Annotated in this window: 18 protein-coding genes; 11 read left to right on the plus strand and 7 right to left on the minus strand. The window is 48.3% G+C overall.

What is annotated here, in order from left to right; genetic code table 11:
- Nucleotides 1–71 precede the first annotated feature (71 nt).
- Nucleotides 72–725 carry an HAD-IB family phosphatase gene (locus FH749_04190; protein ID MTI94677.1) on the plus strand — a complete coding sequence of 218 codons (654 nt, stop codon included), beginning with the start codon at nucleotides 72–74 and terminating at the stop codon, nucleotides 723–725.
- Between the two features lie 79 nt (nucleotides 726–804).
- On the opposite strand, the gene FH749_04195 is transcribed toward FH749_04190, so the two are convergent.
- On the minus strand, nucleotides 805–1,146 hold the full coding sequence (locus FH749_04195; GenBank protein ID MTI94678.1) for a HigA family addiction module antidote protein: 342 nt from the start codon (nucleotides 1,144–1,146) through the stop codon (nucleotides 805–807).
- Between the two features lie 358 nt (nucleotides 1,147–1,504).
- On the opposite strand from FH749_04195, the gene FH749_04200 reads away from it, so the two are divergent.
- The 9 genes from FH749_04200 to FH749_04240 all read left to right on the plus strand — a co-directional run bounded on the left by FH749_04200 (nucleotide 1,505) and on the right by FH749_04240 (nucleotide 8,316).
- Nucleotides 1,505–2,266, plus strand: coding sequence for a DeoR/GlpR transcriptional regulator (locus FH749_04200; protein ID MTI94679.1), 762 nt, complete (start codon nucleotides 1,505–1,507; stop codon nucleotides 2,264–2,266).
- 80 nt (nucleotides 2,267–2,346) lie between these two features.
- Nucleotides 2,347–3,597 (plus strand): PTS sugar transporter subunit IIC, encoded by a 1,251-nt coding sequence (locus tag FH749_04205; protein MTI94680.1) that lies wholly within the window; start codon nucleotides 2,347–2,349, stop codon nucleotides 3,595–3,597.
- Nucleotides 3,598–3,662: 65 nt separating this feature from the next.
- Entirely contained in the window at nucleotides 3,663–3,971 is a 309-nt protein-coding gene (locus FH749_04210) for a hypothetical protein (GenBank protein ID MTI94681.1), read from the plus strand.
- Nucleotides 3,972–3,992: 21 nt separating this feature from the next.
- Nucleotides 3,993–5,000, plus strand: a complete 1,008-nt coding sequence (locus FH749_04215) for an SIS domain-containing protein (GenBank protein MTI94682.1) — start codon at nucleotides 3,993–3,995, stop codon at nucleotides 4,998–5,000.
- Nucleotides 5,000–5,731: an amidohydrolase gene (locus FH749_04220; GenBank protein ID MTI94683.1), complete on the plus strand. Its 732-nt coding sequence runs from the start codon at nucleotides 5,000–5,002 to the stop codon at nucleotides 5,729–5,731. The genes FH749_04215 and FH749_04220 overlap by 1 nt, the downstream gene beginning before the upstream one ends.
- The gene (locus FH749_04225) at nucleotides 5,721–6,449 is read left to right on the plus strand and encodes an amidohydrolase (protein ID MTI94684.1); all 729 of its coding nucleotides are present in this window, start codon (nucleotides 5,721–5,723) and stop codon (nucleotides 6,447–6,449) included. The genes FH749_04220 and FH749_04225 overlap by 11 nt, the downstream gene beginning before the upstream one ends.
- A 3-nt stretch (nucleotides 6,450–6,452) precedes the next feature.
- Entirely contained in the window at nucleotides 6,453–6,779 is a 327-nt protein-coding gene (locus tag FH749_04230) for a PTS lactose/cellobiose transporter subunit IIA (GenBank protein MTI94685.1), read from the plus strand.
- Entirely contained in the window at nucleotides 6,779–7,135 is a 357-nt protein-coding gene (locus FH749_04235; GenBank protein ID MTI94686.1) for a cupin, read from the plus strand. The genes FH749_04230 and FH749_04235 overlap by 1 nt, the downstream gene beginning before the upstream one ends.
- 59 nt (nucleotides 7,136–7,194) lie before the next feature.
- Nucleotides 7,195–8,316, plus strand: coding sequence for a Gfo/Idh/MocA family oxidoreductase (locus FH749_04240; protein ID MTI94687.1), 1,122 nt, complete (start codon nucleotides 7,195–7,197; stop codon nucleotides 8,314–8,316).
- Between the two features lie 116 nt (nucleotides 8,317–8,432).
- Here FH749_04240 and FH749_04245 read toward each other — a convergent pair whose 3' ends face one another.
- Nucleotides 8,433–9,809, minus strand: coding sequence for a cysteine--tRNA ligase (locus FH749_04245; GenBank protein MTI94688.1), 1,377 nt, complete (start codon nucleotides 9,807–9,809; stop codon nucleotides 8,433–8,435).
- A 154-nt stretch (nucleotides 9,810–9,963) separates the two neighbouring features.
- On the opposite strand from FH749_04245, the gene FH749_04250 reads away from it, so the two are divergent.
- Nucleotides 9,964–11,895, plus strand: coding sequence for an LTA synthase family protein (locus FH749_04250; GenBank protein MTI94689.1), 1,932 nt, complete (start codon nucleotides 9,964–9,966; stop codon nucleotides 11,893–11,895).
- A gap of 63 nt (nucleotides 11,896–11,958) precedes the next feature.
- Here the strand turns inward: FH749_04250 and FH749_04255 are convergent, their stop codons facing one another.
- The 5 genes from FH749_04255 to fdrA form a co-directional block, all read right to left on the minus strand.
- Nucleotides 11,959–12,690 (minus strand): type II toxin-antitoxin system Phd/YefM family antitoxin, encoded by a 732-nt coding sequence (locus tag FH749_04255; GenBank protein ID MTI94690.1) that lies wholly within the window; start codon nucleotides 12,688–12,690, stop codon nucleotides 11,959–11,961.
- Nucleotides 12,691–12,790: 100 nt separating this feature from the next.
- Nucleotides 12,791–13,657, minus strand: coding sequence for a DUF2877 domain-containing protein (locus FH749_04260; protein MTI94691.1), 867 nt, complete (start codon nucleotides 13,655–13,657; stop codon nucleotides 12,791–12,793).
- Nucleotides 13,658–13,732: 75 nt separating this feature from the next.
- On the minus strand, nucleotides 13,733–15,280 hold the full coding sequence (locus FH749_04265) for a hypothetical protein (GenBank protein MTI94692.1): 1,548 nt from the start codon (nucleotides 15,278–15,280) through the stop codon (nucleotides 13,733–13,735).
- Nucleotides 15,281–15,401: 121 nt separating this feature from the next.
- Entirely contained in the window at nucleotides 15,402–16,817 is a 1,416-nt protein-coding gene (locus FH749_04270; protein ID MTI94693.1) for a DUF1116 domain-containing protein, read from the minus strand.
- Complete coding sequence (gene fdrA, locus FH749_04275; GenBank protein MTI94694.1) at nucleotides 16,813–18,369, minus strand: acyl-CoA synthetase FdrA; 1,557 nt, start codon at nucleotides 18,367–18,369, stop codon at nucleotides 16,813–16,815. The genes FH749_04270 and fdrA overlap by 5 nt, the downstream gene beginning before the upstream one ends.
- Nucleotides 18,370–18,389 lie beyond the last annotated feature (20 nt).

Genomic DNA, 18,389 nt, shown 5'->3' on the forward strand with positions numbered 1-18,389 from the left:
TTTTTCCATACCAACCGTTAACTACGGTCCGTGCCCTGGGCACGGGCTGTTAATATTCACAGGAGGGCATAATGAAGCACACGATAATACTCATCGATTTTGACGGCACAATCACCCAGCAGGATTCCAATGTTATTGTCAGTCGGCATTACGGCACTCCCCCCAGCAAGGCCATGTATGAAAAGGTTCATTCCGGCAAGATTCCCATTCGGGAATCAATGGGCGGGGGCTTCACCGGTGTTAAGCTCTCAGAGCATGAATACACGGAGTTTATTCGCCAGGCGGTAGAAATTGCCCCCGGCTTCCCCGAATTCTTCCGGCAGGCAGAGAGCAATAACATACCGCTGGCGGTTGTCAGCGGCGGTTATATGAACCCGATTCGGATTGTCCTTGACCGGGAGGGGATTACGCCTGCGGCTATTTATGCCAACCGGCTTGAATTTACCCCGGAAGGCATCAAGAAACAATTCTACCACCAAGCACCCAACTGCGATAAGGATTACGGTCCTTGTGGCAATTGCAAGGCCAGCCATGTCAAGCATTACAAAGAGCAGTATGACCGGGTGATCTTTATTGGCGACGGGTTCACCGACCGCTGCGGAGCGTTGCATGCCGATGAGGTGTATGCCAAAGACTGGCTCGCCGACTACTGTCGGGAGCATGGCCTGCCCTTTACCGAGTTCAACGACTTCTATGACCTCATGCACATACTTGGAGATGTTTAATTAAGGTTGTTTACTCTAAAAAAACAGCGCCCGGGCAATATGCTCAGGCGCTGTTTTAGTAGGAGGAGTTAGCCATTCACTATGTCAAACGGGCTTTATCTAACTGATAATTAGTCTCGAGGTTCAACCAGAATTGAGCACTGGGGCCGAGTACCTTCTCTAGTTTCAGGGCGGTTTCGTAAGTTATGGGGGCACGGCCATCTATGATCTTACTTAGATACCTGGTTGTTATTCCTAAGCGTCTGGCTAATTCAGCTTGATTTATGTAGAGATACTTCATGTCTTCTCTGATTGATTCCCCAGGAGGTATTGCCACCGTCGGCTTGAAATGGTTATCTTCTTTACTTCCCAAGGTAGTCATCCACCTCCTCAAAACGAAATTCCCTTGCAGTAGTGATTTTGTGCAGTGCAATTTTAGCATATGTGGTGATCATAATCAATAAATTCTGTCTTTTCACGTTCATTATCGGTAGAAAAAAACACACCCACAACGGGATGTGCTTGCTCACTAATTGCCGGGCTTATACTCCCAGACAGTCCTTTACTTGGTGCCATGGGATTATCTTTTTTGCGTGTCTGAAAGAGCCTTCTGGCTGATCCGCACGAAAAAATATTACAAAGTACCTAATACATTCCTGTCATGTGAGCACATTAACTCAATTTAACACGTAAATTGTTACTTTTTGCTTGACCAGCTAGTTTAATACGCGTATAATACAGATGTAACAAAAGTTAACTAATTTAATGACAACAAACTGTTTGGTGCGGAGGTTGATATTATGAATCCGACAGCACGACGTCTCTATATCCTCGATTATTTGAAGGAGAAGGAAACTGTCGAGATAGGTGTCTTAGCAGAAGAACTTGGTGTTTCTACAATGACAATTCGCAGGGATCTAAACCAATTTGCTAAACAAGGGCTGGTATCACTAACTCATGGCGGTGCAGTTCTTAATTACGGTGCTACGATAGAAGCTAATTATGCTATTAAGCAAGGTCATATGGTTGAAGAAAAGAAGAGAATTGGACAAGCTGCCGCCAAGCTTGTTGCTGAAGGCAGTGCTGTGTTTATCGATTGTGGCACCACCCCCCAGGAAGTAGCTGTGCAGCTGATCCATTCTTCCAATATAACTGTACTTACTAATTCATTATTAGCAGCGAACACTTTTGCGCAATCACCTAAAGTGAAGCTAATCATGGTTCCCGGTCTTTTCCGCGCTAAATCTATGGGATTTCTTGGTCCCGCGGCAATCGAGTTTATATCTAGAATGCGATTTGACTATGTGTTTCTGGGGACTGAAGGAGTAGATTGTGAGACTGGAATAACAGTTCCCGATATTGATGATGGAGAAATGAAACGGGCGCTAGTAAGCCGAGCAAATAAAGTTGTTGTAGTGGCCGACCACACAAAAATCGGCCAGAAATTTATGATGTCGGTATGCCCTGCTAGTCAGGTATCTACCTTAGTGACAGGAAAGGAGGCATCAAAGGATATAATCAGGTCTATGGAGCAGGCTGGTGTTTCCGTCGTGACAGTCTAATGTATTGTCGGTAATTTTTAATGGTAAATTAACGAAAGGGTGTGTAATTGTTGAAACCTGCAACAGGATTTGAACGTACCATGGGGACAGTTGGCAATTGGGTGGAAACAAAACTGTCGCCACCGTTGTTGCGTCTAGGTAATCAAAGGCATGTACTGGCGTTGCGGGGCGGTCTAATCAGGATAATTCCGCTTCTAATTATCGGTTCGATCCCACTGATTCTTGCTAACTTGCCAGTGGAGTCTTGGGCTAATGCCATGGCACCATATGAAGCCGCTTTGATGACTTTATTCTCCATGTCCTTTGGATTCCTCAGTTTATATCTTTCGATTAGTGTTGCAGCTGAACTTGCCCGGGGATATAAACTTGAAGTTACCTCGGTTAGTATTATTTCTGCAGCTTGTTATTTAATCACGGTCGCGCCAATAGATTTAGAAACAGGAACGTTATCTACACAACATTTTGGCGCAACAGGGATGTTTGCGGCCTTCCTTGTCGGTATAATTGTTGTAGAAGTGATGCGTTTTATGCGCGACAGGAAACTAATGATTAGAATGCCTGCTGGGGTTCCAGACAATATTTCTGCTAGTTTTTCATCTTTAATCCCGTTGCTTGTTCTATTTGTCTTCTTCTGGTTACTCAGAGTAGTATTGAATTTCGACCTTGCAGAAGCTATTAGTTTCATTGTAAGTCCATTATTGATTCTTGCTGATACATGGTATGCAGTTCTTGTTACATCACTTCTCCTCACAATGTTGTGGTTTGTCGGGATTCACGGTGGCTCCTTGACCGTACAAGGCGCGATGTACGCTTTTCTGTTTTCTAATATTGCCGCTAATGCTGCGGCTCACCAAGCTGGTATGCCACTACCCCATATTTTTACTGAGCCGTTTGTATTTACGTATGGGATGCCATCTGGAGTTGGCATTACCTTGCCCCTGATTTTAATTTGGTGGCGTTCACGTTCTGTAAAGTTGCGGGAAATTTCCCGCGTGTCACTTGCACCAGGAATCTTCAATATCAATGAGCCAATTAACTTCGGCGCACCAATAATCTTGAATCCATTGATGTTCCTACCCTTTGTCTTTGGCACCACTACACTGGGTATGATGTATGGGTACATTATTACAAAGATTGGTTGGGTCACTGCTCCGTTTATTCAAGTGCCCTGGACGACGCCGCCCCTTATTCAGCCTTACTTGGCGACTGGTGGTGACTGGCGGGCTGTAGTTGCGCAGTTGATTCTCTTTGTGGTTGTTGGATTGATATGGTTCCCGTTTGCAAAAATTTGGGAACAGCGGTGTATAGCTGAAGAGCAGGAGAGCGCTTAGGGATAGACAAGCGGGCAGAAACTCTGCCCGCTTATAAATAAACAATTATTGAAAGGGTGAAGCAGATGAAGATTAAAATGGTTTTGCTCTGCGCGATGGGTATGTCCTCAAGTATGATTGTTAAGAGCATTCTCAGTGCATCGGAGCCCCGGGGGTTGGAGATTGAACTGCCTTCTCATCCGGTTGTACATTACAAGGAGCTGGATTATAGTGATGTGGACCTGATTCTGCTAGCACCCCAGGTGCGGAACCAGAAAAGTGAAATTGAAACATATTGCGAAGGGGTACCAGTTGTTCAAATCGGTATGCGTGAGTATGGGCTAATTAAAGGCGAAGAAATTCTTGAACAGGCCTTAAAAGAGTTAAAAAAATAATTACATCAAGAGGTGTTTGACATGAATCCATTTGTTCAGGAGATGCTTACTCAGGGTGAGGTCATGCGTGAGTGTATTAAGCAATATAATTCTGAGAATATAAATAATCAGGAAGCTCTTGATAAAATAAAGTTGTTATTTCAGTCCGATCGGTATAACCGTATAATATTTGCCGGAATGGGCAGTTCTTATTATGCACCTTATTCTGTCGCCGGGTATTTGACCTCACAGGGAATTCCGGCAATTGTTTCTAATGCCTACGAGTTATGTCACCATCAATTTGAGTTGTTGTCTGAGGATACACTACTGGTGGTTGTGTCTCAATCTGGGGCATCTCCGGAAGTTGTTGAATTGATTGAAAAAGCTAAGGCGAGAACTACAGTAGTTGGGATTGTTAATCAACCAACCAGCCCAGTTGCCGCTCGAGTTGATATTTCACTCTTTATGCACTCTGGTTATGAAGCACACATTTCCAGTAAAAGTTACTTGTGCACTTTGGTGGTGCTCCAAATGTTAGCACTACATCTAACCGGTGGAGTGAAAGCTCAGCACACTAAATTATTTGAGGAGATTGCCGATTGGGTATCCGACTACTTGGCAAGATTCACTGATGATACACCTGCATTAGGTGATTTTCTTAATGGGACAACCAGTTATGATTTTTTAGCTAGCGGTGCTGCTATGAGTTCGGCACGCCAAGCAGCCCTTATATTCCGTGAAGGGCCCTGTGTAACCGCCACAGCAGTAGAAATCTCTGATTTTTCCCATGGCTGGGATCTTTCCGTTTCCCCCGGCTACACCGCCTTTATTTTTGACTCTGATGGGAAAAAAGACTCTATAGAGGAAAAAATGAGGAACCACATCATTGACAAGGGTGGAAAAGTTGTGTTGATTACATCTGCTTCAGTTCAGTCTACAGAATCGCTCATGGTTATCAAGCACCCTAAAGTACAGGAAGATTGGGCGCCTATGCTGCAGATTATACCTTGTAATACCATCATGGGTTGGTTAATGGGGGCTGAAAGTTAATGATATTTGATGCTCATAATCATATCGGATTTCGCAAAGGTCTTGAGTATCCTGTAGAAAAGCTAATAGGAGAAATGGATGCCGCTAATATAGACAGGGCTGTGGTTTTTAGTTTTCCTGAACAAATTGATAACGATTATGTTGCTGAAAGTGTTAAGAGGTTTTCTGATAGACTAGTGGGGTTCGCTCAGGTTAACCCTTGGAGCCAAGACGCTGAGTTAGTATTAAAGCGTTGCGTAGAAGACTTGGGTCTAAAAGGCTTAAAATTACACCCTGTGAGACATGGCTATGCCTTTGACAATCACACCATATTGGATCCAATTTTTTCATTGTGTGAGAGATATTCTATACCAGTTCTTGCATATGGCGGTGCCAATGTATTGAGTAGTCCCAATATGTTCGAGGAAATGGCTCAGACGTTTCCCTCAGTTAATTTCATTCTCGCCCACGGCGGCCAAATGTATGAAACGCGGTCTGCAATAGGTGTGGCTAAGCGCAGGCCAAATGTATATATTGAGACTTCGGCGATGTTCGCAAATAGAGTCGAATCTTTGTATAAGGAAGTAGGGCCTGAGAAGATTGTTATGGGGACAGATAAACCATATGGTGATTTCGCAATCGAACTGGAGAAAATTCAACTGGTGATTGCTGAGCCAGAAGTCAGAGAAAGAATTACTTGCCACAATTTGAGAAAACTGTTGGGTGAAAAGGTGATGAACTATGATTATTGATTCTCATAACCATCTTGGTACACGAAAAGGGGAGCATTTTCCCATCGAAGAGTTGCTTAAGTGGCTTGAAAACGCAGGGGTTGATGCCTGCGTGGTCACTACTCATCCAGAGGCAATTAATAATGATTATGTGGCGGAAGCTCAAGCTAATTACTCTGACCGCATCATTGGGTTTGCGGTAGTTAATCCTTGGGATTGGGAGGCTGAAAGTGAGTTAGAACGTTGCCTAGGAACCCTTAATCTTAAAGGACTTAAGTTGAATCCTATCCGACATGGCTACGCATTAGACAGGCATCAAATTGTCGATCCGTTATTTGCGATTTGCGAAAAATACCATGTACCTGTCCTATGTCATGGGGGTTCGGATTTGTTTACGATGCCTGGGAAATTTGCGGAGATGGCGGCCAGTTTCCCGAAAGTTCCGCTAATTCTTGCCCATATCGGCGAACCGGACGCTGTGGAAAGTGCTATACAGGTTGCCAAGCGTTATGACAATGTCTATGTTGATACTGCTGGCATTAGGCTAGATACGTTGAAACAGGCTATCGAGCACTTGGACCCTGAGAAGATTTTAATGGGTACCGATGCATCTTGGGGTCGGTTCGAATTGTCGATGGAGTTGGTCCGGAAAGCAACTTCAGACCAAAGAACAAGACAATTAATAATGGGTGAAAACATCGCAAAATTGTTATCTTGGCCCGTAAGTGAAAGGAGCTAACTTATGAATCTTCAGGAACTCGAAGCCGTGTGCATGGAGATGATTGCTAACGCCGGCGAAGGCAGGTCAAAGGTCTTGGAGGCTGCAGATTGTTTTGCTGATGGAAACCCACAACGAGGCGCACAGTTATTAGAAGAAGCAGAGAAGCACATACATGATGCTCATCAAATACAGTTTTTAAAACTTTTGCAACCTCAGGCTGCGGGTGAGACAATTCCGTTTCACTTGCTTCTGATTCATGCTATGGATTTGTTGATGATGGCAATGTCAGAAAAAACATTGGTTGAGAAGATGGTTAGGATGAACAAGTCAGATACGGGGGGCTCTTAGTGAAAATAGGAAGAAAAATTGTAGAAAAACCGTGGGGTACTGAGGAATGGATTGCGCATAATGAATTTTACGTGTTAAGAATCCTCAATATCAAGAAAGGTGCCCGGGTTAGTCTGCAGTATCATGAGCAAAAAGTTGAGAGTCTTTATATTGATAAGGGCTCCGCCATCTATACGTTTCAACGCCCCGGAGGTGAGGTGGAGGAACGGATAATTAAGGCCGGGGATATCCTGGAGCATCGTCCGTATGAGATCCACCGTGAAGAGGCTTTGGAAGATATGAGAATCATTGAAGTCTCCACTCCAGAGATAGATGATATAATTCGGTTGGATGACGATTATGGCCGAAAATCTTAATATAGCTTAACGGGGTCTGAAACAGGCTCCGTTATTATTATTGAGGAAGGTGAAAATATTTGAAAACTCTTAGAATAGGAATGTTAGGTTTTGGGAATATTGCAAAAGTTCATGCTCTTGCCATTGAAGCAATGCCCTATATACTTGATAACGTAAGTTATGTTCCTTCAATTAAAAAAATCTATAAACCAGGAAAGCTCAAGAACAGATGGTTGCAGTCAAAGCATGTATCCAATATAGAAGCGATTGTTGAAGATAAAAAAATTGATATTGTTGATATATGCAGTCCGAATAGCGCACACAGGCAACAGGCTTGTACAGCGATTCAAAAAGGTAAAGCAGTATACCTGGAAAAGCCATTAGGATTAAACCTTAATGAAGCCAAACAGATTACTGACGCGTTAGGTTGCTGGGGTCCAGTGTTGAATCAGGTTGCTTTTATGTACAGGTTCATGCCAGCGATGGTTGCATTGCGTGATCTTGTGCAAGATGGACAATTAGGTGAGATCTTTAACTTTCGATTTGATGCTCTGCATTCCAGCTATTTAAGCGAAGAAAGAGCTTTAGGCTGGAAGTTGAATGCAAAGGAGTCTGGGGGAGGACCACTGCTAGATTTAGGAGTGCACCTTGCCGATTCAATTCGCTTCTGTCTCGGAGAAATAAAGACAGTATCTACTACACTAGGGACTGTTGTCAAGGAGCGTCCTTTGGCAGATGGCTCTCGTGGAACAGTGGACGTTGAGGACTGGGCATATGTCAATATGAGGTTAAGGAATGGTGCTAGGGGAATATTGAACGTTTCCCGGGTTGCCGCGCTTGCGGAAGAGCGCACGACGTTTGAGGTTTACGGAAGTCTGGGTAGCGCACTTTTCGAAATCCGGCAGCCTCGTTCGCTTCGCGTGTTCAGGCATAAAATTGGAAAAGAAGAACTAGTCGCTAACCCTGTTTATTCCGATTGGGGGGAATACCTGTCAACAATATATCCTCCCAAAAAGCTGTCCCTAGGCTGGTTGGCTGACGCACACTTCGCTAGCATGGCGAACACATTTAACAGCTTCACTGCAGGAGAGATTCTAAGAAAGGAAGCCCCTGATTTCCATGAGGCGAGAATGTCTCAAGCTGTTATAGAGGCTGCTTACACTTCTGCTGTTAGAAGTGCCCCTGTAGAGGTTAGCAATTAAATCTTCTTTTTGGTGTTTCACATTGTGTTCTATCACGTTTCCTCGTCAATCCTTTAAACATAAATCCCCCAAGGCAGCGATAGCATGACCTTGCTACTGCAATGGGGGAATATTATTTAGTGACCGGGCTTATACTCCCAGACGGTACCTTCCTTGGTGTCCTTGACCACGACACCCCGCTCTGCCAACTGGTCCCTGAGCTCATCGGATTTGGCCCAGTCTTTGTTGGCCCGGGCCTGGTTCCGCTCTTCCAGCATGGCCGCCAGCTCTGCCGGTAGCTCTGCTTGCTCCTGGGCAACTTCCTGGTCCAGCTTCAGGCCTAAGATTTCATCGAAGCGGGCGATAAGGGCCCTGCTGCCCGGCTCGCCGGATTTAACCGCTTCCCAGGCGTAGGAGAGGGCCAAGGGCACGTTGAGATCATCATTTATCGCGGCGTTAAACTTATCCAGCAGCTGCTGGTTGGGGGCAGCATTATCTTCCGGCAGCTTCTGGAACCCTTGCCGCAACCGCTTCAGCGAGACCTGGGCTGATTCGAGGATATCCCAGGTAAAGTTCAGCGGCGTGCGGTAGTGGGCGTTCAGGCAGAGGTAACGGAAGGCCAGCGGGTCATAATTTCTTTTCACCACGTCGGTGATTGTATAGAAATTGTTTAAGCTCTTGGACATCTTGCCGCCGTCTACCTGGAGAAACTCGCCATGAAGCCAGTAGTTGACCCACTGCTTGCCGGTATAGGACTCGGTCTGGGCAATCTCGTTCTCATGGTGAATGGGAATGTGATCGATGCCGCCGGTATGGATGTCAATTTGTTTACCCAAATACTTCATCGCCATGGCCGAGCACTCGATATGCCAGCCCGGATATCCCGGCCCCCAAGGGCTGGGCCACTGCATAATATGGGTGGGCGGCGCATCCTTCCAGAGGGCGAAGTCCGCCGGGTGCCGCTTCTTATCGTTTACTTCAATCCGGGCGCCGGCCTGGAGCTCCTCCAGGCGGTTGCCCGAGAGCTTGCCGTACTGCTCCTGTTTCTGGACATCGAAATATATCCCGTCACCTTCAATTCGGTAGGCAAAGCCCTTTTCCAGCAGGCCCTGGGTAAGCTCGATCATCTCCTGAATATGGTCGGTGGCCTTGCAGATGATGGTCGGCCGCTTGATGTTTAAATACTCGCTCTGCTGCATAAAATTCCCTGTGTAATACTCGGCCAGCTCCCAGGGAGTTTTCTTCTTTTCCCGGGCGCTTTCCACCATTTTGTCCTCGCCCTCATCGGCGTCAGACTGCAGGTGCCCCACATCGGTTATGTTCATGACATGGGTTACTTCCAGGCCATTATATTCCAGAACCCGGCGCAATAGGTCGGCAAAGACATACGAGCGCATATTTCCGATATGGGCATAATCGTAGACCGTGGGACCGCAGACATACATGCCCGCTTTCCCCGGAACAAGGGGCTTAAAGACCTCCTTGGAACGACTGAGGGTATTGTATAATTTCATCTCCATATGACGCATCCTCCTTAGGGCATATCTTATCTGTACTCAATATTTTTGGCAACAGTCACGGGCAAAAAAGGAGCGCTTATCCTTTCTTGTTCCGGACATTTTTGTTATACTCGTAAGCAACACTCTTCTTGGTAAAGGGGGCGGAAAGATGTCAAAGTATCGCCACTATTTTTATCTAGCACTCGGGCTCCTCTTAATCCTTATATATAATGAAGCTGTTTTAAGATTGGCTACCACCGGCGATTATTATTTTGCCGGGACTGCCTACCGCTTACTATTCACTATACCATATGCGCTGGTGTTTTTCCTGATTTGCACCCTGGCCACCGGCCAGCGAAACAAAATTATTCTTCCCGTCCTGTTATTAATTAACGCCTTTGTTTTTGCATCCCAGCTGATATATTTCCAGGTCTTCAAGACCTTTTACTCCGTCTACTCGGCCGGTAATGCCTCCCAGATTATCGAATTCTGGTTCGAGACCTTCATGGTTGTTGTCCGCAACACCCATTGGGTGCTGATGCTCTTTGTGCCGCCTGTACTCCTGCTAATCTTCAGGAAGCGACTGCCTTTGGTCTCGGCAGCGTCTTGGAAGCTGCGTATGCTTGTCATTTTACTGCTCGTTGTCAGCCAGGTCTTGGGCTTAACCACAGTCAACCTGGGTGACAGAGGCATCAACTCCGCTTATGATGTCTACTACCAATCCAGTTATCCGGTTGCTGCGGTCCATAACTTCGGACTGTTGACGACAATCCGCCTGGACTTACAGCGGGCAGTCATGGGCTGGACGCCGCAGATAGATGTGCCGGTGGATGCCTTCCCCGATACCGATCCCCAACCCGATCCCAAAAAGTATAATGTCCTCGACTTGGACTTTCAGGAGCTCTTAGAAACCGAAACCGAGGAGGAGTATAAGGAGCTGCACGAATACTTTTCCCTGGTGCCGGCCACCGAAAAGAATGAATACACCGGCATGTTCGAAGGTTATAATCTGGTCTTCATCACGGCTGAGAGTCTGGCGTCCTACGCAGTCCACGAAGACGTGACGCCCACCCTGTACAAGCTGGTAAACGAGGGTTTCAAGTTCACCAAATTCTACAACCCGTACTGGGGCGTAAGCACCTCCGACGGCGAGTACGTGGCCACCCAGGGCTTAATCCCCCGTAGTGGCGTCTGGAGCATGCTGATGTCTGCCGATAACTACCTGCCCTTCACCATGGGCAACCAACTGCAAAAACTTGGCTACAAGACTATGGCCTACCACAACCATGACTATGACTTCTACCGGCGCCACATCTCCCATCCCAACTTGGGCTATGAGTTCAAGGCCGTCGGCATGGGGCTGGACATCACTCCTGCCTGGCCCGAGTCGGACCTGGAGATGATGGAGGAGACAATCCACGAATACATTGACCACCAACCCTTCCATGCCTATTACATGACGGTGAGCGGTCACCATCAGTATAATTTCCTTCGCAACGATATGGCGATCAAAAATCAGCACCTGGTGGAGGACCTGCCCTATTCTACCGAGGCCCAGGCCTATCTGGCCACCCAGATTGAGCTGGACAAGGCCCTGGAATACCTGTTGGATCAGCTAGAGGCAAAAGGCGTCGCTGACGAAACCCTGATTGTCCTCAGCTCCGACCACTATCCTTATGCCCTCAGTCCGGAGGCGATGGAGGAGCTGTCCGGCCACCCGGTGGAACAACATTTTGAGATCCACAGGAGCCCCTTGATCATCTACACCCAGGGGATGGAGTCGGAGACAATAGACAAGCCCGCATCCAGCCTGGACATCATCCCCACCATCTCCAACCTGCTGGGCCTGGACTACGACTCACGGCTGCTAATGGGCCAAGACATCTTCTCAGACGACGACCCGCTGGTGATGTTTGTCGATGGTAGCTTCATCACCGACAAGGGGAGATACAACTCCTGGACCGGCGAGTTCATCCCAAACCCGGGGGTGGAGGTAGATGAAGGTTATTTGGAGAGAATGACGATGCTGGTGCGCTCAAAGTTCCATTACTCGGCCAGGATACTGGAGACAGACTATTACCGGCATATCCTGGGGCAATAATCCAATACTCAGCAGGACGAAAGCCAGCCCACCCGGGCTGGCTTTCTAGCTATCTAATTAAATCTAAGCAAAAACCTGGCTTAAGCTTACCTTTAACCCTGGAAATATCACCGAGCTTGCGGCCTCATCGCCTTTGAATGCCAGGATCTTATCTATCCGTTCGTTTGTAAGCACGTAGATGTAAATCTCGGCGCTGTCCGTGTTAACTACCCAGTATTCTTGAACACCGCTTTCCATGTATAGGTCCAGCTTCTGCACCATATCTTTGCTTCTTGTGGATTCGGAGAGCACTTCCACCACCAGGGAAGGGGTTCCCCGGTACTTGCCTTTTTCATCAATTTTGTCCCGGTCACAAATGACAATTATATCGGGCTGGACCGAGTTAACCTTTTCAGAATCGCCGAGACGATGGAGTACGACATCGAAGGGTGCAGCCAGGGGCTCACAATCTTTACCCCTGAACCAGACAATAAATTCACCAAATATTTCACGGACTGCTTTCTGGTGGGGGTATAGAGGGGAAGCCAGGAGGACAATCTCTCCGTCGATGTATTCATAGCGGTTTTCACTTTCCTCCGTCATCTTCAGATACTCTTCGTAAGATACCCGGATACCTTTTGGGTTGTACCTGGGGGAGCCTTCACTGACCGTCCAGCGTCCCAGAGTTTTGTTCTCGGTGTAGGGTAGCAGTTTAGCCAGTGGTTTGCCGTTCTTTGTGATGATGATCTCCTCAGTCTGGCAGAGCTGAAGGTATTTGCCGAAGCTGTTTTGCAAGTCTGTGGTAGTGACAATCATCTTCGCCACCTCTTATCTTAATATTAAGACTATTGTCCCACAGTTCTTGGCTAACGTCAATTAAGTTAGCTAAAATCTTAGGCAACTTTAGTCCGATGGTTCAGATTACCGCTTCTAGCATACTGTATATGCCAATCATTATGTCGTAACCACTGGTTGCTCCAATGCCAGCTACCTGGGCAGCTGACTCGGCCAAATCCTTTCCTTCAAAGATGTTTATCAGCAAATCTCTTACTGGTTCGGCGGCGAGTCCCTTCTGTCCCATGTGCAACATGTGAAACCCGAGGGTGGTAGTTTTGACGTCAAGGCCGCAAGGTAGTTCGTGGTAGATTGGGTCCAGAATGCCGGTTGCCCCGAGATAAGTCCGGGTTATCAAAGCTCCATGTATCATGTCGTCCGCTGTTGGGGTGGCGCCCACGCCCAGGCCTGCAAGACGCAAACAGGTTCGTTGGAATAAACCAACATCGCAATGCACCAATGCTTTGACCAGGCAGGGAAAGTGAAGAAGCAATTCCTGCTCAAAAGGACAGTTTGTGCTTGCGCCGGCCAGGGCAGAGCTGGCGGAGCGGGGCATGGAAACCAGTAAGTTTTTTAAAGAGTTTGTGCTGTCGCTGAGAATCGTCGGATCTGTTTTTAGACCGTTCGGTATGCCAAAGTCGATTGCTGGCGTTGTTTCAAAATACATCTTTATCGAAGAGTTCACATTGTTAAATTCTATACATCCCTGTCCAACACGGCAGGATTGGTTATCATCAAAATAGTTATATATTGTAGTAAAATCTTCGTGGGAGAGTCCCATAGCTGATGGACCTTTGTAGATCTGTGGCGACGAAATCATCACCAAATCCGGTGTGTCTCCAATGCGCAGATTAATTACTGTCTGGTGTCTGGAAACCGGGAAAAGCTCTTTGGTTTTCGTGAGTTCTAAATCGGTGGCCACCCATAAGGCTTCGACAGCGGATTTCAACGGGTTTCACTCCTTTGAATAGAAATATTTAAGCGGCTGAATGTTATCAGCCGCTTAAATTATACCATTGTTTGACTAGCCGGCGATTTTGCTCTCTCCGCCTAAATCTTTCCGTTCTTTGGCCGATAAATAATATAGTCCGAAGAACAGTACAGACAGGAAGGCGTAGCCAATTGCCTGATCGACAGCGGCACCGACACCAATCGCGTCGGCATGGACAAAACCGAAAAAGGAGAACACTGCGCCAGCCAAGGCATAGATTGCTGCGTGCTTAAACTTATGGTCGATCACGTAAGCGGCAACTGATGCAATGACCATACTGGTGATAATTGCGCCGTTGCTGAGGATATTCATTCCGTTATAGAGGACGCTGGCGTTCTCTAGGGCGCCAATGCCAACTTCATAGGCGTTGGTCCCAGCAGCATTTAAGGCGTTATCTACCAGGTTGATGCCCCACATCGCAACCCAGGGGATAATTGCCAAAATAACGACCGGCGCGTGCTGTTTGGGTGTTGCCTGGAAGGCCTGGGCGCCCATTACCAAGCCAATGTAAAGCAGGATTGGCAAGACCGCCACCAGCGGAACCACATTAAGCAGGATTGGCACTACACCCAAGACACAGATTAGCAGCGAAGCGATACCGGTGGCAACCGAGTAACCGGCCCGGGCACCGATGTTCTTCCAGCCTGCATGACCAATGTAGACAGTGGTTGTGAACGGACTACCCAGCATGGCGCCGATCAATGTTCCTACACCATCAACAATCATACATTCTCTGGTGTCATACTCATCGCCGGCGGCAGCGGCGCTTTCGATGTTGTTCAATGTGGAGACTGCGTTGCCAATACCCAGTGGCAGTGCTACCGCCAGGTAGGGAGTAATCCCCTTGAACCCTTCAATTACGTCCCCGAACCGGAACCAGGGCAGTGATACAGACATGTTGGATACTGATTCCACCAGGGGTTCCGGACGCATATACCCGGTGATCCAGCCGATGGCAGTACCGATGATGATAATTGCCAGACCGTGGGGGATGTTCCCCGGCAGTTTTTTGTTGGCCAGCCAGCCCAGAAGCACAAGGCCGAGACTGACAAAGGCGATGTAGGGAACTTCCCAAGTTTCAAAGGCTGGCCGCATTGCAATCAGGGTCAAAGATAACCCGGCTACAACACCAAGCATGGCAGCGCGAGGTGTGTGTTTGCGGACAAAAGGACCAATTGCGAAACCAAAAATCTCAATGAATGCTTCAATTACACACCAGGCAATACCCACCTGCCAGGCCAGAACCGGATTCCCGGTGCTCCAGAAAACAGGACCAATTATGAGGAAGGAAACGATAAACATGTGGCCAACAGTCGGGCCATAGGGCAGAGCGGTAACATCATCACGTTTTTCCTTGTGGGCCAGTCTACGGGCAGCAAATCCATAGTACACGTTACCAATGATTAGTGCGACACCGACTGCAGGCATTACCCGTCCAAATACGATGTTTGCGGGAATGCCTACGGCAAAGAGTAATAATCCGGACATAACCATCAGGTTGGTGATAATGTTGGTGAACAGGCCGAAAAATCCGTTCCAGTCACCTCGTGTCCACCAGGAGAAATACGTCTGTTCTTTCACAGCGATTTGCCTCCTTATTCCTATAATTTTGTATTACTTTTAATATTTGACACCATACCAGCCACTGAGTCAGCCGGGGTGATCAAGCCCGGCGCTGGTGGCCGTCGTCAAATAGAAAAGCCTAAACCGAACTGTGTAATGCCTTCAGGGCTGTGACAAAGCATTCCAAGGGGATTTCCGTAATTCCGGCCCCGACAATACCATGGCCCGGTTCGCGATGGGCGATGCCGGTATTGATTTTCGGGTGAATGCCCGTTTCCACAACCTTGCGGATATCTATACCGGTGGGGGCGCCGATAAAGTCCAGGGCAGGGATGGTGTACGCCTTATTTTCAGCATGAGTTATTTCCGCCATGGACTTTGTAAAGCCAATTGCTTCTGAGAGCTTACCGCCAACCAACTTGACCATTGCTGGCGCCGCTGCCATTGCGAAGGCGCCGATGCCGCATGTCTCGGTGATGGTGCTGTCTCCTATGTCTGGGTTGGCATCTTCCTTGGTAAATGGTGGGAACATTATCCCTCGAACGGGCGGGGCTGGTGCGGTAAACCATTGGTCACCCAATCCACTGACCCGGACACCTGCTTCCACCCCATTCCGCGCCATCGCAGTGACGATGGTGCTCATTGGGATTCCATGGCCCGCGTCTAGGGTTGCTTTGCAAGCGGCCATAGAAAAGTTGAGGAAAAACCAGTCATTATGCTGCATGTAGTCTGCCAACTGGGCCAAATGTTCGCCTGGTCTCTCCAGCCTAGTCAGGAAGGGCATAATCTCCCGCAGGAGCAGCGATGTTGAGGCGACATGCCTGTTATGGCATTCATCACCCATGTGCAAAGCGCGGGCTGTAATTGCTTTGAGATCGATGCCGCCGCTCTTGCGCACTGCTTCGCCCAGCATCGGCCCCATTACATCCCGCTGCCAGGCCAGGATATCCTGGACGTCAGAGTCAAAGGCGCCGAAGCTTAAGGCCTTACGGTTTTTCTCGCTATTGAAATTGCTATACGCCCGGTTGCCATCGGTGCGGTTCTCAACTACCATAATAGGCATTGATGCGGTAATTACACCGGACATAGGGCCAACGGTATTGAAATGGTGACAGGGAGAAAAGTTCAGCACACCGGAAGCCGCCAGGGCCATCGCTTCATCCTTGTCCTTGGCCCGGCCCTCAAAAATCAGGGCACCGATGACCGCACCCTTCATCGGGCCACACATATTCTCCCAGCTAACCGGCGGGCCGGCATGGAGGACTGTGTCCGGGGTAAACCCGGGTATTACATCCAGTGCTGGTCCCACATCAATCCAGACGGGCTGGGCGTTTAGTATTTTCTCCAGGGCTTTGTCATTGGCCTCCTGAATCGCCTCGTAGTGGTCCTCCAGGGCCAGCAGAATACTATTTAATTCCTGGTCTCCCTGGGCGGGTGGGCGCCAATCCACCTGAACACTGTCTGAACCGGCTGATTTCACTGTTTCCCCAAAGCTGTCCACACCGACGTTGACGACCTTTGGCTTGGACCCTAAAAGCTTGTCAGACATCTCAATCACTCCTTTCCAATATTTCGCTAATTATTCTCCCAGCTACTTGAGCAGCGTACGCGTTGGAAGGTAGCACCAGCACTCCAGCGTCAGTTAGCAAAGATTCTTGAGCAGAGAGCACCTGGGGATCTTTCTCGGTCCCACAGACTGATGCCACAACAGTCACACTTTCACCATACTGTTCCCGGGCCTTTTTAACTGCTTCAGCAAGAGGCGCGGCAGGATTTGGATGGGAGCCGTGGCCTAAGACAACATCGCAGAGAATTACCGCCACCTCGGGGTCTGCCCATTCTTGCAACAATTGCTCTGCCCGGAAACTGGGATCAATCATGGGGTGGGGCCGGCCAAGGGTATACTGGTCATCACCCAAATCTAATAGCACATGTCCAGATGTATTTTGAAAGTCAGTGATTCTCAGCTCGGGGTTATGATGAATATTGGAATATATGGGAGACAGGTTCTCGCCCAGTATCAGCAGGGCTTCGTCCGCCAAACTGCCGCCGGTGTAGAGCCCGCGGATATATCTTCTTTTTCCTGTAAGGTTTTTGGCGCTCGCCGCTAAAATTTTCGAAATGTTGTCACGGCTGAACGCATTCATTTCAGGCACTGCGTCCTTTCCTGACTCAAGAGCGACGGCCATCGCCGCGGCCTCTTCAAGGTTGGCTGCAGCATAGCTGGCGCCGGAAACGAGCTCAGGGTCACCGCCCAAGAAGGCCAGGACCACCGGTTTAGTGCAGGATTTAACTCGCTCGACGATCATTTTCCCGGTGTTGGCGCCAGGTGGCTTGGAAACCAGAACGATTACCTTGGTCTGTGGATCAGACTCTAGATAATCTAATCCCATGCCGACAGTAATCCCCCCTACCTCATCGGAGAGGTCGCGCCCACCGGTGCCGATTGCGTGAGATATACCTGAGCCAAGGCGATCAATCAAGACTGTTACTTGTTGGATCCCGGTCCCGGAGGCCCCGACAATCCCAATAGCTCCAGATGCTACTTCGTTGGCAAAACAAACTGGCACGCCACCGATGATCGATGTTCCGCAGTCCGGTCCCATTACCAAAAGTCCTAACCGTTGTCCAAGCTTTTTAAGCCGAACCTCCTGTTCAACAGGCACATTGTCACTAAAAATGTGGACATTCATGCCCGAGCGCAAGGCTTTAAAGGCTTCCAGGGCTGCATATTCACCCGGCACTGAAATCAGGGCCAGATTTGCCCCCGATAAAGTCTTTTCTGCCTCGCCAAGCGAGCGGAGGCCGACATCTTGAGCTCCTTCGGTTTGGCCGTGCTCGTCCAACAGGGCCTGGTAGCGGTCCAAAGCCGCATCCGCCTGCTCTTTAGTTTCAGCCTCGACCAGAAAAAGCACGTCGTTTGGACCGGCGGCTTCCAAATCTGCCAAGTTGAATCCGCCTCGCACCAGGGTCGCTTTGTTGTTTTCTGTACCCATGATTGCTGCTGCGCGGGAAATACCTGGCAAGTTTTTTACTTGCTCTGTCAGCTGCATTAACTTTACCGAATCCTGGTATGTGTTCTTTCGAACAACTACATGCATCGCCAAATTCAACACTCCTTTCCCAA

The sequence above is a fragment of the Bacillota bacterium genome (genome assembly GCA_009711825.1).
GTDB lineage: Bacteria > Bacillota > Proteinivoracia > UBA4975 > VEMY01 > VEMY01.

Bases quoted from the DNA above. Each gene is read 5' to 3' on its own strand.
- FH749_04205 (MTI94680.1), top strand. From the start codon at position 2,347: ATGGGGACAGTTGGCAATTGGGTGGAAACAAAACTGTCGCCACCGTTG.
- FH749_04225 (MTI94684.1), top strand. From the start codon at position 5,721: ATGATTATTGATTCTCATAACCATCTTGGTACACGAAAAGGGGAGCAT.
- FH749_04190 (MTI94677.1), top strand. From the start codon at position 72: ATGAAGCACACGATAATACTCATCGATTTTGACGGCACAATCACCCAG.
- FH749_04245 (MTI94688.1), bottom strand. From the start codon at position 9,809: ATGAAATTATACAATACCCTCAGTCGTTCCAAGGAGGTCTTTAAGCCC.
- FH749_04230 (MTI94685.1), top strand. From the start codon at position 6,453: ATGAATCTTCAGGAACTCGAAGCCGTGTGCATGGAGATGATTGCTAAC.
- FH749_04220 (MTI94683.1), top strand. From the start codon at position 5,000: ATGATATTTGATGCTCATAATCATATCGGATTTCGCAAAGGTCTTGAG.
- FH749_04255 (MTI94690.1), bottom strand. From the start codon at position 12,690: ATGATTGTCACTACCACAGACTTGCAAAACAGCTTCGGCAAATACCTT.
- FH749_04200 (MTI94679.1), top strand. From the start codon at position 1,505: ATGAATCCGACAGCACGACGTCTCTATATCCTCGATTATTTGAAGGAG.
- FH749_04210 (MTI94681.1), top strand. From the start codon at position 3,663: ATGAAGATTAAAATGGTTTTGCTCTGCGCGATGGGTATGTCCTCAAGT.
- FH749_04215 (MTI94682.1), top strand. From the start codon at position 3,993: ATGAATCCATTTGTTCAGGAGATGCTTACTCAGGGTGAGGTCATGCGT.
- FH749_04195 (MTI94678.1), bottom strand. From the start codon at position 1,146: ATGCTAAAATTGCACTGCACAAAATCACTACTGCAAGGGAATTTCGTT.
- FH749_04250 (MTI94689.1), top strand. From the start codon at position 9,964: ATGTCAAAGTATCGCCACTATTTTTATCTAGCACTCGGGCTCCTCTTA.